17 protein-coding genes and 1 pseudogene are annotated in these 13,893 nt (G+C 65.1%); 14 read left to right on the forward strand and 4 right to left on the reverse strand.

Going from position 1 to position 13,893, the window contains the following annotated elements; all coding sequences use genetic code 11:
- Positions 1–11: 11 nt before the first annotated feature.
- From DY468_RS22810 to DY468_RS22845, 8 genes are all read left to right on the forward strand, one after another.
- The gene (locus DY468_RS22810) at positions 12–827 is read left to right on the forward strand and encodes an urease accessory protein UreD (protein ID WP_164607683.1); all 816 of its coding nucleotides are present in this window, start codon (positions 12–14) and stop codon (positions 825–827) included.
- A 46-nt stretch (positions 828–873) separates the two neighbouring features.
- Positions 874–1,176, forward strand: a complete 303-nt coding sequence (locus tag DY468_RS22815; protein ID WP_164607655.1) for an urease subunit gamma — start codon at positions 874–876, stop codon at positions 1,174–1,176.
- Positions 1,177–1,312: 136 nt separating this feature from the next.
- Positions 1,313–1,618 carry an urease subunit beta gene (locus DY468_RS22820; RefSeq protein ID WP_164607662.1) on the forward strand — a complete coding sequence of 102 codons (306 nt, stop codon included), beginning with the start codon at positions 1,313–1,315 and terminating at the stop codon, positions 1,616–1,618.
- 1 nt (position 1,619) lies between these two features.
- Entirely contained in the window at positions 1,620–3,332 is a 1,713-nt protein-coding gene (ureC, locus tag DY468_RS22825) for an urease subunit alpha (RefSeq protein WP_164607663.1), read from the forward strand.
- Positions 3,333–3,605: 273 nt separating this feature from the next.
- Positions 3,606–3,905, forward strand: coding sequence for a putative quinol monooxygenase (locus DY468_RS22830; protein WP_110788853.1), 300 nt, complete (start codon positions 3,606–3,608; stop codon positions 3,903–3,905).
- A gap of 37 nt (positions 3,906–3,942) precedes the next feature.
- The gene (locus DY468_RS22835) at positions 3,943–4,242 is read left to right on the forward strand and encodes a putative quinol monooxygenase (protein WP_164607665.1); all 300 of its coding nucleotides are present in this window, start codon (positions 3,943–3,945) and stop codon (positions 4,240–4,242) included.
- Positions 4,243–4,400: 158 nt separating this feature from the next.
- Positions 4,401–5,051, forward strand: coding sequence for an urease accessory protein UreE (locus DY468_RS22840; protein ID WP_164607667.1), 651 nt, complete (start codon positions 4,401–4,403; stop codon positions 5,049–5,051).
- Positions 5,041–5,763 carry an urease accessory protein UreF gene (locus DY468_RS22845; protein ID WP_164607668.1) on the forward strand — a complete coding sequence of 241 codons (723 nt, stop codon included), beginning with the start codon at positions 5,041–5,043 and terminating at the stop codon, positions 5,761–5,763. The genes DY468_RS22840 and DY468_RS22845 overlap by 11 nt, the downstream gene beginning before the upstream one ends.
- Positions 5,764–5,915: 152 nt before the next feature.
- On the opposite strand, the gene DY468_RS22850 is transcribed toward DY468_RS22845, so the two are convergent.
- Positions 5,916–7,478, reverse strand: a complete 1,563-nt coding sequence (locus DY468_RS22850) for an AMP-binding protein (protein WP_164607670.1) — start codon at positions 7,476–7,478, stop codon at positions 5,916–5,918.
- Positions 7,479–7,562: 84 nt separating this feature from the next.
- Between DY468_RS22850 and DY468_RS22855 the strand changes: the two genes are divergently transcribed.
- A complete protein-coding gene (locus DY468_RS22855; RefSeq protein ID WP_205512628.1) occupies positions 7,563–8,552 on the forward strand; it encodes an NAD(P)H-dependent flavin oxidoreductase in 990 nt (329 codons plus the stop codon).
- Between the two features lie 79 nt (positions 8,553–8,631).
- Entirely contained in the window at positions 8,632–9,684 is a 1,053-nt protein-coding gene (locus DY468_RS22860; RefSeq protein WP_164607673.1) for an alcohol dehydrogenase, read from the forward strand.
- Positions 9,685–9,859: 175 nt separating this feature from the next.
- Here DY468_RS22860 and DY468_RS22865 read toward each other — a convergent pair whose 3' ends face one another.
- The gene (locus DY468_RS22865) at positions 9,860–10,237 is read right to left on the reverse strand and encodes a hypothetical protein (protein ID WP_164607674.1); all 378 of its coding nucleotides are present in this window, start codon (positions 10,235–10,237) and stop codon (positions 9,860–9,862) included.
- A 121-nt stretch (positions 10,238–10,358) separates the two neighbouring features.
- Here DY468_RS22865 and DY468_RS25040 point away from each other — a divergent pair.
- A pseudogene (locus DY468_RS25040) lies at positions 10,359–10,469 on the forward strand (alcohol dehydrogenase); the annotation flags it as partial.
- A gap of 109 nt (positions 10,470–10,578) precedes the next feature.
- On the opposite strand, the gene mobA reads toward DY468_RS25040, so the two are convergent.
- Positions 10,579–11,199: a molybdenum cofactor guanylyltransferase MobA gene (mobA, locus tag DY468_RS22870; RefSeq protein ID WP_164607676.1), complete on the reverse strand. Its 621-nt coding sequence runs from the start codon at positions 11,197–11,199 to the stop codon at positions 10,579–10,581.
- 127 nt (positions 11,200–11,326) lie between these two features.
- Here mobA and DY468_RS22875 point away from each other — a divergent pair, with 127 nt between their 5' ends.
- A complete protein-coding gene (locus tag DY468_RS22875) occupies positions 11,327–11,584 on the forward strand; it encodes a sulfurtransferase TusA family protein (protein ID WP_164607678.1) in 258 nt (85 codons plus the stop codon).
- A gap of 63 nt (positions 11,585–11,647) precedes the next feature.
- Positions 11,648–12,028, forward strand: coding sequence for a DUF6496 domain-containing protein (locus DY468_RS24855; RefSeq protein WP_246701093.1), 381 nt, complete (start codon positions 11,648–11,650; stop codon positions 12,026–12,028).
- Between the two features lie 223 nt (positions 12,029–12,251).
- Here DY468_RS24855 and ku read toward each other — a convergent pair whose 3' ends face one another.
- On the reverse strand, positions 12,252–13,136 hold the full coding sequence (gene ku / locus DY468_RS22885; protein WP_164607682.1) for a non-homologous end joining protein Ku: 885 nt from the start codon (positions 13,134–13,136) through the stop codon (positions 12,252–12,254).
- Between the two features lie 133 nt (positions 13,137–13,269).
- Here ku and DY468_RS22890 point away from each other — a divergent pair.
- Positions 13,270–13,893, forward strand: a 624-nt coding sequence (locus DY468_RS22890) for a DNA polymerase ligase N-terminal domain-containing protein (protein ID WP_349644325.1), incomplete at its 3' end; no start/stop codon positions are given.

Consider the following 13,893-nt stretch of genomic DNA (forward strand, 5'->3'; position numbering starts at 1 on the left):
ATACCAGCCTCATCACCTCGCAGACCTTCGCCGCCAATCGCGCGGTCGGCGAAGTGGCCGTCGAGGTGCGGGCGGACGGCGGCGTCACCCGGCGCGGGCCTGTGCACGAGGCCGGATCGCTCCGGGTGCGCTTTCCATCGCCGGAGCAGCAGGGGCTGTCGGCCGTGCTGGTGAACACCGCGGGCGGAGTCGCCGGTGGGGATCGCTTCAGCATCAGCCTCGACGTTCAGGCCGATGCGCGGCTGACGCTGACCACGGCGGCGGCCGAGAAGGTGTATCGCAGCCATGGCCCGGCTGCGCAGCTCGATATCACCCTCAAGGTCGCGAGCGGCGGCCATCTGGCGTGGCTGCCGCAGGAGACCATCCTGTTCGACCAGGCCCGCGCCGAGCGACGGATCGACATCGAGCTTGCGGAGGATGCTTCGCTGCTGCTGTCCGAGATGGTGATCTTCGGCCGCTCGGCGATGGGGGAGACCATGCAGCACGGCCGCTTCGTCGACCGCTGGCGGATGCGGCGCGGCGGCAAGCTGGTGTTCGCCGAAACCGTGCGGCTCGATGGCGAGATCGGTGCCCTCTTGGCACGCGCTGCAGTGGCCAAAGCCGGTGTCGCGATCGGCACCGCGCTGATCGTGCCGGGCGATACGGCGCTGGTCGAGCGGCTGCGCGAGGCGGCCGATAGGTTCGGCGCCGAGGTTGGGATTTCAGCGTGGAATGGGTTTGCAATGGCCCGGTTCTGCGCCCAAAATGCCGCGAAGCTGCGCGCCGACATGATGACCGTTCTCGGCCGCGCCGCCGGCCGCGCACTGCCCCGGCTGTGGCTGAGTTGATCCCGCGTCACGCCCGAATTTCAGGCTCATTCGATCGAGTGCCTTCATGAACCTCTCCCCCCGCGAAAAGGACAAGCTGCTGGTCTCGATGGCGGCGATGGTCGCCCGCCGCCGGCTCGAGCGCGGCGTCAAGCTCAACCATCCCGAGGCTATCGCGCTGATCACCGACTTCATCGTCGAGGGTGCACGAGACGGCCGCACCGTCGCCGAGCTGATGCACGCCGGCGCCCAGGTGATCACCCGCGACCAGTGCATGGACGGCATCGCCGAAATGATCCACGACATCCAGGTCGAAGCCACATTCCCCGACGGCACCAAGCTCGTCACCGTGCACCAGCCGATCAGGTAGCGGCGATGTGCCGTCGTTTCGAAGGCTCTTTCGTTCGTCATTGCGAGGAGCGCAGCGACGAAGCAATCCAGGGCCACGCGTGCGGCTCTGGATTGCTTCGCTTCGCTCGCAATGACGCCTGTTGTGGAGAATGACCATGATCCCCGGTGAACTGTTCATCGAACACGGCGAGATCGAGCTCAACGCCGGGCGCGCCACGGTGACGCTGACGGTGGCCAACAGCGGCGACCGGCCGATTCAGGTCGGGTCGCACTATCATTTCTTCGAAACCAACCCGGCGCTGCAATTCGACCGCGACAAGGCCCGCGGCATGCGGCTCGACATCGCCGCCGGCACCGCGGTGCGCTTCGAGCCCGGCCAGAGCCGCGACGTCCAGCTTGTCGAACTCGCCGGCAACCGCACCATCTACGGCTTCCGCGGCGACGTGATGGGAAAACTCTGAGATGTCGGTCAAGATCTCACGTTCCGTCTATGCCGACATGTTCGGCCCGACCACCGGCGACCGCGTCCGGCTCGCCGACACCGATCTGATCATCGAGGTCGAGAAAGACTTCACCACCTACGGCGAGGAGGTGAAGTTCGGCGGTGGCAAGGTGATCCGCGACGGCATGGGCCAGTCGCAGGTGACCAACGCAGAGGGCGCCGCCGACACCGTGATCACCAACGCGCTGATCGTCGACCATTGGGGCATCGTCAAAGCCGACGTCGCCATCACGGCCGGCCTGATCACCGCGATCGGCAAGGCCGGCAATCCGGACATTCAGCCGAATGTCGACATCATCATCGGTCCCGGCACCGACGTGATCGCCGGCGAGGGCAAGATCCTCACCGCCGGCGGCTTCGACAGCCACATCCATTTCATCTGCCCGCAGCAGATCGAACATGCGCTGATGAGCGGCGTCACCACGATGCTGGGCGGCGGCACCGGGCCGTCGCACGGCACCTTCGCGACGACCTGTACGCCGGGGCCGTGGCACATCGGCCGGATGATTCAGTCGTTCGATGCCTTCCCGGTCAATCTCGGTATCTCCGGCAAGGGCAACGCCGCGTTGCCCGGCCCGCTGAAGGAGATGATCGAAGGCGGCGCCTGCGCGCTCAAGCTGCACGAGGACTGGGGTACGACGCCGGCGGCGATCGACAACTGCCTCACGGTGGCGGATGAGTACGACGTCCAGGTGATGATCCACACCGACACGCTCAACGAGTCGGGCTTCGTCGAAGACACCGTGAAGGCGTTCAAGGGCCGCACCATTCACGCCTTCCACACTGAAGGCGCCGGCGGCGGCCATGCGCCGGACATCATCAAGGTGGCTAGCCTGGAGAACGTACTGCCGTCGTCGACCAATCCGACGCGGCCGTTCACGCGGAACACCATCGACGAGCATCTCGACATGCTGATGGTGTGCCACCATCTCGATCCGTCGATCGCCGAGGATCTCGCCTTCGCCGAGAGCCGCATCCGCAAGGAGACGATCGCGGCCGAAGACATCCTGCACGACCTCGGCGCGCTGTCGATGATGTCGTCGGACAGTCAGGCGATGGGCCGGCTCGGCGAAGTCATCATCCGCACTTGGCAGACCGCCGACAAGATGAAGAAGCAGCGTGGCGCGCTGCCGCAGGACTCGGCGCGCAACGACAATTTCCGGGTCAAGCGCTACATCGCCAAGTACACGATCAACCCGGCAATCGCGCATGGCGTGTCGAAGCTGATCGGCTCGGTCGAAAAGGGCAAGATGGCCGACCTCGTGCTGTGGTCGCCGGCGTTCTTCGGCGTCAAGCCGGACTGCATCATCAAGGGCGGCAGCATCGTCGCCGCGCCGATGGGTGATCCGAACGCCTCGATCCCGACGCCGCAGCCGGTGCACTACCAGCCGATGTTCGGCGCCTTCGGCAAGGCGCTGGCCGCGTCGTCGGTGGTGTTCACCTCGCAGGCCGCCGCCGCCGGCAATCTGGCGCGCGATCTCGGCATCGCCAAGACGCTTTATCCGATCAGCAACGTCCGCGGCGGCATCTCCAAGAAGAGCATGATCCACAACGACGCCACGCCGAAGCTCGATGTCGATCCCGAGACCTACGAAGTCCGCGCCGACGGCGAACTGCTCACTTGCGCGCCCGCCGACGTGCTGCCGCTGGCGCAGCGCTACTTCATGTTCTGAGGGTCTTCTCGTTCGTCAACACCAGCCTGTTACGCGCAACCTCTCCGCCGTTCATTCCGGGGCGCCGCGAAGCGGCGAACCCGGAATCTCGATCCGCACAAACTTCGGGATTCCGGGTCTGCGCGCGTTCGCGCGCATCCCGGAATGACCGTCGCGTGGTGGCGCGTCGACGCGGTTGAGCCACCCCTTTGCATCCCCGCCGCATCCGCCTAATGTCCCGCGCGCCGGCGCCATGTCCGGCCTTGCAGATAAAAACCGCCGGGAGGAATATTCGTGATCTATGTCGTCGCCACTTTGACCGTGAAGCCCGAGATGCGGGCAGAGCTGATCGCCGCCGCCAAGGATTGTATCGCCGGCACGCGCCAGGAGCCGGGCAACGTCGCCTATGATCTGCACGAGAGCGTCACCGATCCCACCCAGATGGTGTTCGTCGAACAGTGGGAAAACGCCGAGGCGCTCGGCCCCCACGGCAAGACCGAGCACTTCAAGGCATTCGGCCGTGCCGCTGCCAAATGCCTGATGGCGCCGCCGAAGATCGAGATCATCACGCCCGCCAAAGTCGACGTGAAGTAAGCGGTCTCGCGGCCGCCAACGAGAAGGGAAGATCCCCATGATCTACGTCGTCGCCACCACCCAGGTGAAGCCGGAGTCGCGTGACGCTTACATCGCGGGCGCCAAGGCCTGCATCGCCGAGACCCGCAAGGAAAAGGGCTGCATCGCTTACGAGAACCACATCTCGATCAACGATCCGAACACCTTCGTGGTGGTCGAGCGCTGGGAGACTCGCGAGGACCTCAACGCCCATGCGCGTGCGCCGCACATGAAGGTGTGGCGCGAACTGTCGACGCCGCTGAAAGCCTCGCCGACCGTGATCGAGATCATCAGCGACGGCAAGGTCGAGACGTTCTGAGCAATCGCGCAAGGCGAGGGCAGTCCGGTGCGATCCGGATTTCCCTCGCCCGGAAAATGCTCTAGAGCTTCGGGCCTGTCCTGATCCATCCGAAGCTCGGTGCCGTGGCTCTGTCCCCGCTGGCCCCGTTGCTTCGCGTTTACTGCGATGAGCACTCCATGATCCGAGCCAGCAAAGTCTACGGGCAATATCACTTCACGGCGCCGGCGGCCGACACCGTCGTGCTGGCGTTCGATGATCGCCATCGCCGGCGGATGGCGATGACCGGCACGCGCGGCCTCGAATTCCTGCTCGACCTCGAGCACGCGGTGGCGCTGCGCGGCGGCGACGCGCTGGTGCTGGACGACGGGCGGCTGGTGGAAGTGGTCGCGGCGCCGGAGCCGCTGCTCGAGATCCGCGGGCGGGATCCCTTGCATCTGGTGCGGCTCGCCTGGCATCTCGGCAACCGCCATCTGCCGACGCAGCTGATGGCCAAGGCGCTGCGCATCCGCCGCGACCACGTCATCGCCGACATGGTCCGCGGCCTCGGCGGCAAGGTGGCGGAGATCGAAGCCCCGTTCGATCCGGAAGGCGGCGCCTACGCTCCGGCGCACGACAGCGGCGAGGCAGCGCACCCGCACCACGATCACGCGCATCATGATCATGCGCACCACGATCACGGTCATCATGGCCATGATCATCACGGTCATGCCCATGGTCACGGCTGTAGCCACGATCATCACGGTCACGATCATCATGGGCATGATGATCACATCCATGACGAGCACTGCGGTCATTCGCACGGCCATTCGCACAAGCATGAGCACTGAGCCGGAGGCGCCGGCGCAGCCGCTGCCGGCGGAGCAGAGCGCCGCGCTGTTCCGGCTGATGACCTGGCTGTCGCCGGCGTTTCCGGTCGGCGCGTTCTCCTATTCCAGCGGCATCGAGTGGGCGGTGGAGGCGGGCGACGTCTCCGATGCCGCCAGCCTGCGCGATTGGCTCGACGCGATGCTGCAGCATGGCGCCGGCTTCTGCGACGCGGTGCTGCTCTGCCATGCCTATCGCGCGGCGGAGCGAGGCGATGAAGCTGGCTTGTCCGCCGTCGCCGAACTCGCCGCTGCGTTCGTCACCTCGGCAGAACGCCAGCTCGAGACGCTGTCGCAGGGCCGCGCCTTCATCGAGATCGCCCGCAAGGCCTGGGACAGCGACGGCCTCGGCCGCGCGGTGGCGGCCTGCGGCGAGGCGATCGCCTATCCGGTTGCGGTCGGTCTGGTCAGCGCCGCGCACGGCGTGCCGCTGCCGGCGACGCTGCACGGCTTCCTGCATGCGGTGACGTCGAACTGGATCTCGGCCGGCGCCCGGCTGATCCCGCTCGGCCAGACCGACAGCCAGCGCGTGCTCGCCGCATTGGAGCCCGCGGTGATCGCCACCGGCACGCGCGCGCTCGCCGCCTCACTCGACGACCTCGGCAGCGCCACCTTCCGCGCCGACCTCGCCAGCCTTCGCCACGAGACGCAGTACACGCGGCTGTTTCGGTCGTAGTACCAGGTTGTCATTCCGGGGCGCTTGCGCAGCAAGCGAACCCGGAATCTCGAGGTTGTTTGCGTGTCAGATTCCGGGTTCGCGCTGCGCGCGCCCCGGAATGACCACGGTGGGGGAATGAGAACTCGCCGCACGATGGCGAGTGATCGGAACTACCCGACCATCCGGTCGCGGCCGGCCCAGAAACCGGCGCGCAGGACTTTCTTGTCGATCTTGCCGACGCCGGTCATCGGCAGTTCGGGCACGAACTTGACCTGTTTCGGCGCATGCGCCGAGCCCTTGCGGGTTTTCACCAGCTCGATCAACTCACGCTCGTCGGGCTTGGTGCCGGGTTTGGCGACCACCACCGCGGTGACGGCTTCGCCCCATTTGTCGTCGGGCACGCCGACCACCGCGACCATCGCGACGTCCTGATGGGTCGACAACACGTCCTCGACCTCGCGCGGGAAGATGTTGAAGCCGCCGGACACGATCATGTCCTTCTTGCGGTCGAGAATATACATGTAGCCGCGGTCGTCCTGCTTCGCGATATCGCCGGTGTGCAGCCAGCCGCTCTTCAGCGTTTCGGCGGTCTGCTCCGGGCGCTTCCAATATTCCGCCATCACGTGCGGCGCGCGCACGCAGATCTCGCCGGCCTCGCCGAGCGGCACTTCCTGATCGTTCTCGTCGAGAATCCGGGCATCGCAGGCCGCGATCGGGAAGCCGCACGACAGGAATAGCTCCGGCTGCTTCGGATCGTGATCGGCCTTCCGCAGCACAGACACCGGATAGCACTCGGTCTGGCCGTAGAGCTGCGAGAACACCGGGCCGATCCGCTCGATGCCTTCCACCAGCCGCGTCGGCGACATCGGCGAGGCGCCGTACAGCACCAGATCGAGCGACGACAGATCGGTCTTGGCGAGCGACGGATGGTCGAGCAGCACGTAGACCATGGTCGGTACGAACAGTGTGAAGTTGATCTTCTCACGCTCGATCGTCTGCAGCACCGCTTCGGGATCGAACCCCTTCATCATGTGGATGGTGCCGCCGCGGATCAGCGACGGCAGCACCTTGGTGCCGGCGACGTGGCTGATCGGCGCGACGGTGAGATACCGTGGATCGAACGGGATTTCGAAATCGGCCAGGATCGCATTGGCGAAACCGGCGTTCTCGCGATGGTGGCGCAGCGCGCCCTTGGACTTGCCGGTGGTGCCGCCGGTGTAGTTCAGCACCGCGACGTCGTCGAGCCGCGCAAAGTCGCGCGCCGTGGCGCTGCCGGCCTGATCCAGCGCGATCAGCAGATCGAGCCCGTAGTCGGCACGGCCGATGGTGAAGACGTGGCGTAGGCCGGTCGCCTGGGCGGCAAGCTCGCCGCCGCGCTCCAGAAAAGCCGCGGCGTCGACAATCAGCACCGCGGCTTCGGAGTCCTCGATCTGGTCGAGCTGATCCTGGCGCGAGCCGAGCGGATGCAGCCAGGTGATGGCGAAGCGGCAGAGCTGCGCCGCGACGCCGGCGCACCAGGTCTCGGCGCGATTGGCGGTGAGCAGCGCGACGCGTGTGCCGGGCGGCAGGCCGAGCCCCGTGAACACCTTCTGGATACTGCCGATCATGTCGGTGGCGCCGCGATAGCTCAAGCTGCCGCCGGGCCAGGCGAACGCGGTGCGCGACGGATAGCGCGCCAGCGCCCGCAATGTCTGCGTGCTTGCGGTCGGAAAAGCATTGAGCTCGGCAGTCATGGCGTCGTGTCTCCCTTGTCTTTGTCATCGGCTGTTGGGCGTGCCAATGTTCGGCAACGACACTAGCACGGCAGACCACTGCCGATGCAAACAGAGCAGGAGGAAACTGCCGTGAAATCATCCGACCGTCTGGCGCGCTTCGGTGATCGTCTCAGTTTGCCGCTGATTGCGGCACCAATGTTTCTTGTATCGGGCGTCGATCTGGTGGCTGCGGCATGTAGTAGCGGCGTGATCGGATCGTTCCCGACGGTGAATTGCCGCACGGCGGAACAACTCGGCGACTGGCTCAGCGAGATCAACCGCCGAATCGCGGCGCACGAGCAGGCGAGCGGCCGGCGCGCCGCGCCGTGGTGCCCCAACCTGATCGTGCATCGCTCCAACGCGCGGCTCGCCGACGATCTGAAGCTGCTGCTGCAGCATCGGCCGGAGGTGGTGATCACCAGCGTCGGCTCGCCGCAACCGGTGATCGCGCCGCTGCACGATGTCGGCGCGATGGTGCTCGCCGACGTTGCGAGCATTCGTCATGCCGAACGTGCGGCCGCGGCCGGCGTCGATGGCCTGGTGCTGCTCACCGCCGGTGCCGGCGGCCAGACCGGGTGGCTCAATCCGTTCGCCTTCGTGCGTGCGGTGCGGCAATTCTTCGACGGCGTGATCGTGCTCGCCGGCGGCATCAGCGACGGCGTCGCGCTGCGTGCCGCGACGACGCTCGGTTGCGATCTCGGCTACATGGGCACCAAGTTCATCGCCACCGAGGAGAGCCTCGCCGACCCGCGCTACAAGGCGATGCTGGTGGAGGCGAGCGCCGACGACATCCTGCTGACCAAAGCCTTCACCGGGCTGCAGACCAACATGCTGCGGCCCTCGATCGTCGCCGCCGGGCTCGACCCCGACGATCTGCCGGAGCGCGGCGGCATCGACATCGGCAAGGATATCGACGTCGGCGCACGCGAGGATCGGCCGAAGCGGTGGCGCGACATCTGGAGCGCCGGCCATTCGGCGTCGGGCATCGGCGGCATTGTGCCGATCGCCGAACTGGTGGCGCAGACCACGGCCGAATTCCGCAGCGCGGCGTAAGCTGCGCCGGCCATCGACGACCGTGCGGCGCCGTGGCATGCTTCGGCGATAAACAAGAACACTCTCGGGAGACTACGCCATGAGGAGCTTTCGCGTCACCGATTTCGGCAAGCCGTTGAGCGAAGACAACCGGCCGACGCCGGAATTGACCGGCACGCAAGTGCTGGTGCGAGTCAAAGCCGCCGGCATCTGCCACAGCGATCTGCACATCTGGGAAGGCGGCTACGAACTCGGCCACGGCCGTAAGCGGCTGTCGCTGCAGGACCGCGGCGTCGCGCTGCCGCTGACGATGGGGCACGAGACCGTCGGTGAGATCGTCGCCGCCGGTCCTGATGCCAAGGACGCCAAGATCGGCGAGGTCGCGCTGGTGTATCCGTGGATCGGCTGCGGCGAATGCGACGTCTGCAAGGCCGGCGACGAGAATATGTGCCTGAAGCCGCGGTTTCTCGGCGTGTATTGCGACGGCGGCTATTCGGACGAACTGATCGTGCCGCATCCGCGCTATCTGCTGAGCCTCGACGGCCTCGATCCGGTGACCGCGGCGCCCTATGCATGCTCCGGCATCACCACCTACAGCGCGCTGAAGAAGCTGGACTTCTGCCTCGACAGCCCGATCGTGATCTTCGGCGCCGGCGGACTCGGACTGATGGCGCTGGAGCTGCTCAAAGCGATGGGCGGCAAGGGCGCCATCATGGTCGATATCGACGCAGCCAAGCGCGACGCGGCACAGAAAGCCGGCGCGCTCGGCACCGTCGACGCGGCATCGCCGGACGCGCTGGCGCAGATCGCGGCCATCGCCAAAGGTCCGGTGCGCGGCGCGCTCGATCTGGTCGGCAATCCGCAGACCGCGCAGCTCGGCTTCGATTGTCTCACCAAGGGCGGCAAGCTGGTGATCGTCGGCCTGTTCGGCGGCGGCGCACCATGGGCGCTGCCGTTCATCCCGATGCGCGCCATCACCATCCAGGGCAGCTATGTCGGCAATCTTGCCGAGACGCAGGAATTGCTCGACCTCGTCCGTGCCAAGAAGGTGTCGCCGATCCCGGTCACCAAGGTGGGGCTGTCTCAAGCCTACGATGCGTTGCTCGATCTGCAGAAGGGCAAGCTGGTCGGCCGCGCGGTGCTGACGCCTTAAGTCTCTTGCGCCTCGGCTGCTGTGTGGCGTGCTGCCCTTGCGGCGAGGCGCGGCAGAGCCGCGAGGGATGCATGCGCGTGGACCGTCTAGTTCTGCGAAGCGGCACAATGTGCCGCAACCCGCCTAGACACGAGAGAACGTAGGGGAGTACTCATGGAGCACCCGCCCGATCATTTTATGAGGCCTTGCGTTCTAGCCCCATGATCTTCCAGCCAAGTGCGTCGATTGCATTTAGGTGGTAGTCGAGGGTCTTCTTTTCCTCAGGAGCGGGCGCCTCCACACTATTTTGAGCATGGGACTTAACGAGTCCCAGCTTCTTCGCGTACTTGGCTTCGCCATCCTCGATCGCTCGGATGATTCGCGGGATATGCTTGCTGTCCACGCGCGCAGGGTTCTTCTCGTTGAGGATTTGGCTAATGAACGGGCCACTAAACCCAAGTAATTTGCCAATTTCTGCGAGCGTCGAGAAACTACGGAAGGCTGTCACTCTAGCCCTCAATGCTTTGTTGAGGGGGCCATTCTTCTCATCTTGATATCTTTCATCGTAATCCACTTCATTATCCTTTCCATATTGAAATCCGCAGCAGCATTTGCGACCGCAAGAATTACATATAACGATTTTGCCAACTCATCAACAACAATCTTTACATTTGTTGAGATCGTTGGAGTGAAGTCGGAAGGTGTCGCCGATCCCGGTCACCAAGGTCGGGCTACCGCAAGCCTACGACGCGCTGCTCGATCTGCAGAAGGGCAAGCTGGTCGGCCGCGCGGTGTTGACGCCGTAGGCTCGTACATCGCCTCCGTCATTGCGAGCGACGCGAAGCAATCCAGCCCAGTGCTTGGTGCTGGATTGCTTCGTCGCTACGCTCCTCGCAATGACGGGGGGATGGCCTGCTATTGATCGCCCGCCGCTATGCGCTCGGCTTCCGCGACATCCTCCGGCGTATTGGCATTGAAGAACGGATCGAATGGCGTCACCGGCCACTCCACCTCGGCGCGCCGATAGCGCGCGGTGAAGCGTTCGACCTTACGGATGTCCTCGTCGATCAGGGCGGTTCGCAATGCGTCGCGCAGCGCGATCGGCCACAGCGCGATCACCGGATGCAGATGGCCCGCGGACGCCGCCACGGCGATCTCGGCGTTCTCTGCGCGTCGCGCCTGATCGAGCCGGGCCACCAGATCGCGCGGCAGAAACGGACAATCGCCCGGCACGGTCAGAACATGCTGCGCGTCCGGCTGCGCCGTCGCGGCCCATTCCATCGCTGCCAGCACGCCGGCGAGCGGGCCGGGGAAGGCCTGCACCGTATCGGCGATCACGGGCAGGGCGAAGCGGCCAAACCGGCTCGGATCGCCATTGGCGTTGAGCGCCAGCACGCCGCATTGCGGCTGCAGGCGCTCGATCACATGCGCGAGCAGCGGCCGGCCGGCGATCGACCGCAGCGGTTTGTCGCCGCCGCCCATCCGGCGGGCAAGGCCGCCGGCCAGGATGACGGCGGGTGGTCGAACATCAGACATCGCGCACTCCGCGCCGCGTCGCGACTTTCGCGACGCCCGTGGTTAGCTCACCATGGCGCGGCTCGGCAATAAGAACGAGGCCGAAGGCGATTGACCGCGCACCGCGGCTTCGTCATCGTCCGCCGCCATGGCCAAGACTGTTCTCGATCTCACTGGGCTGAAATGCCCGCTGCCGGTGCTCAAGACCCGCAAGGCGCTGCCGCGTTTGCAGCCCGGCGATGTGTTGGAAGTCCGCTGCACCGATCCGATGGCGCTGATCGATATTCCGGTGCTGATCGGCGAGACCGGCGATCGCATCGCCTCGAGTGAACGCAGCCACGAGGTGATCGTATTCGTCATCGAGAAGCTCGCCAGCACGCCGGCTGTCGACGGCGAGCGCGACTGATGGCGCCGCCAAGGAACCATCGCCGATCGGCATCATTGATCATCGTTCCGTAGGGAGGAGATCATGGCCCGAAAATATTCCAAGAAGGCGTCCGCCAAGGTCGGCCGCGCGATGAAGAAGCGCAAGGCCGGTACGCTGAAGAGCGGCGGCTCCGGCAAGAAGGTCACGAGCCGCAAACAGGCGATCGCGATCGGTTTGTCGGAAGCCCGCGCCGAAGGGGCGAAGGTACCAAAGAAGACCGGCAAGAAGGCTGCAAAGGCGTCGAGCAAAAAGGCGAGCAAGGCCGGTCGTAAGACAACGAAGAAGACGACAAAGTCCGGCAGCAGGAAGACTGGTGCGAAGAAGTCGTCGGGCCGCAAGTCGTCGAAGTCATCGCCCGCGCGAAAATCATCCAGCCGCAAATCGTCGTCGCGCAAGTCTGGCAAGACGACGTCGTCGGATTAATTCGCGCCACCCAAGCGCGAGTCATTCCGGGGCGCCGCGTAGCGGCGAACCCGGAATCTGGAGATTCAGGGCACTGACGGTTCGGCAGCGCAGCTGCAAAACAACTTCGAGATTCCGGGTTCGCGAGCTTGCGCTCGCGCCCCGGAATGACGTGCGTGGGGCAAAGCTTCAAGGCGTCCTAAGCTATCAGCGCAGCATGACGCGCCGCGCGATCTAAGCCAACTCACCCCGCCTTGCGTTGCCTCGCGTTGGAGCGGCGGGCTTTGGTAGTGGTGCGGGAGGAGCGGGAGGCTTTGCGGCGGCTATGGGCCTTGCCGGTTTTAGTGCCGGATTTACCACCTCCGAGGCTCTGCTTCAGCGCGTCCATCAGGCTGACGACGTTGCTCTCTTTCTCCTCGGGTTCGGGGAGCTTGATCGACTTGCCGGAGGCCTTGCGCTTGACCAGCGCCTTCAGGGCGGTCTCGTATTCGTCCTTGAACTTTTTGGGATCGAAATGCGCCGCCTTGGTCTCGAGGATGTGGCCGGCGAGTTCGATCATGTCCTTGGAAATTTTCGGCGACTTGATGCTGTCGAAATACGCGTCCGCATCGCGTAGCTCGTAAGGGTAGCGCAGCGTCGTCGCCAGCAGTCCCTTGCCGAACGGCTCGATCGCCAGCACATGTTCGCGGTTGGTGAGCACGATGCGACCGAGCGCAACGCGGCCTTTGTCCTTCATCGCGTCGCGGATCACCGCGAAGGCGTCGGTGCCGGCCTTGCCATCGGGCACGATGTAATACGGATGATTGAGAAAGCGCTGATCGATTTCGTCGGCCGGCACGAAGCTGTCGATGTCGATGGTGTGGGAGCTTTCGATCTGCACCGCTTCGAGTTCGTCCTTTTCGATCTCGATGTACTTGCCCTTGCGCACCTCGTAGCCGCGGGCCTTCTGATCCTTCTCGACCACCTCGCCGGTGTCTTCGTCGATCATCTGCTGTTTCAACCGATTGCCGGTTTCCGCATTGATCATGTGGAAGCGGGTCTTCTCGACGCTGGTCGTGGCCGGATACAGCGCCACCGGGCAGGTGACGAGGGACAGCTTCAGCGTGCCCTTCCAATAGGCGCGAGGCATGGGAGTTCTCCGAGGGTTCGAGCAGTCGCGACCGGGCGGTCACGTCGATGCTATCATGGGTGGAACTTGAACGGGCATCCCGGGTTTTGGTTCCTGTCCTGCCCAGCCGGTCGGCGGTGAGTAAGGAGCGACGGTGGCCAGCAACAAGCTCAGCATCTACCGCAAGAAACGCGACTTCGAGCAGACCGCGGAGCCGCGCGGCGACGCCAAGGTGGCGCCTTCGAAGCAGCGACGGTTCGTGATCCAGAAGCACGACGCCACCCGTCTGCACTACGACCTGCGCCTGGAATATGGCGGCGTGTTCAAGTCCTGGGCGGTGACCAAGGGGCCGTCGCTCGATCCGCACGACAAGCGCCTCGCCGTCGAGGTCGAGGATCATCCGCTGGACTACGGCGACTTCGAAGGCACGATCCCGAAGGGGCAGTATGGCGGCGGCACCGTGCAGCTCTGGGATCGCGGCTATTGGGAGTGCGACGATCCCGAGCGCGGCTTCAAGAAGGGCGACCTGAAGTTCACCCTGCACGGCGAGAAGCTGCATGGCAGCTGGGTGCTGGTGCGGATGCGGCACGACCGCACCGGCGGCAAGCGCACCAATTGGCTGCTGATCAAGCACCGCGACGACGACGCCCGCGAGGGCGACGCCAACACCGTGCTCGACGACGGTCGCTCGGTCGCCTCCGGCCGCGCCATGGCGACGATCGCAAAAGGTAAGGGTAAGGCCTGTCTCTTATACCCATCTGACGCTGCCGACGACGGA

The sequence above is a fragment of the Rhodopseudomonas sp. BR0M22 genome (assembly GCF_010907035.1).
Taxonomy (GTDB): Bacteria; Pseudomonadota; Alphaproteobacteria; order Rhizobiales; family Xanthobacteraceae; genus Rhodopseudomonas.

Coding starts and splice junctions, on each gene's coding strand:
- DY468_RS22815 (WP_164607655.1), top strand. CDS start 874: ATGAACCTCTCCCCCCGCGAAAAGGACAAGCTGCTGGTCTCGATGGCG.
- DY468_RS22820 (WP_164607662.1), top strand. CDS start 1,313: ATGATCCCCGGTGAACTGTTCATCGAACACGGCGAGATCGAGCTCAAC.
- ureC (WP_164607663.1), top strand. CDS start 1,620: ATGTCGGTCAAGATCTCACGTTCCGTCTATGCCGACATGTTCGGCCCG.
- DY468_RS22835 (WP_164607665.1), top strand. CDS start 3,943: ATGATCTACGTCGTCGCCACCACCCAGGTGAAGCCGGAGTCGCGTGAC.
- DY468_RS22840 (WP_164607667.1), top strand. CDS start 4,401: ATGATCCGAGCCAGCAAAGTCTACGGGCAATATCACTTCACGGCGCCG.
- DY468_RS22845 (WP_164607668.1), top strand. CDS start 5,041: ATGAGCACTGAGCCGGAGGCGCCGGCGCAGCCGCTGCCGGCGGAGCAG.
- DY468_RS22850 (WP_164607670.1), bottom strand. CDS start 7,478: ATGACTGCCGAGCTCAATGCTTTTCCGACCGCAAGCACGCAGACATTG.
- DY468_RS22855 (WP_205512628.1), top strand. CDS start 7,563: ATGCAAACAGAGCAGGAGGAAACTGCCGTGAAATCATCCGACCGTCTG.
- DY468_RS22860 (WP_164607673.1), top strand. CDS start 8,632: ATGAGGAGCTTTCGCGTCACCGATTTCGGCAAGCCGTTGAGCGAAGAC.
- mobA (WP_164607676.1), bottom strand. CDS start 11,199: ATGTCTGATGTTCGACCACCCGCCGTCATCCTGGCCGGCGGCCTTGCC.
- DY468_RS22875 (WP_164607678.1), top strand. CDS start 11,327: ATGGCCAAGACTGTTCTCGATCTCACTGGGCTGAAATGCCCGCTGCCG.
- DY468_RS24855 (WP_246701093.1), top strand. CDS start 11,648: ATGGCCCGAAAATATTCCAAGAAGGCGTCCGCCAAGGTCGGCCGCGCG.
- ku (WP_164607682.1), bottom strand. CDS start 13,136: ATGCCTCGCGCCTATTGGAAGGGCACGCTGAAGCTGTCCCTCGTCACC.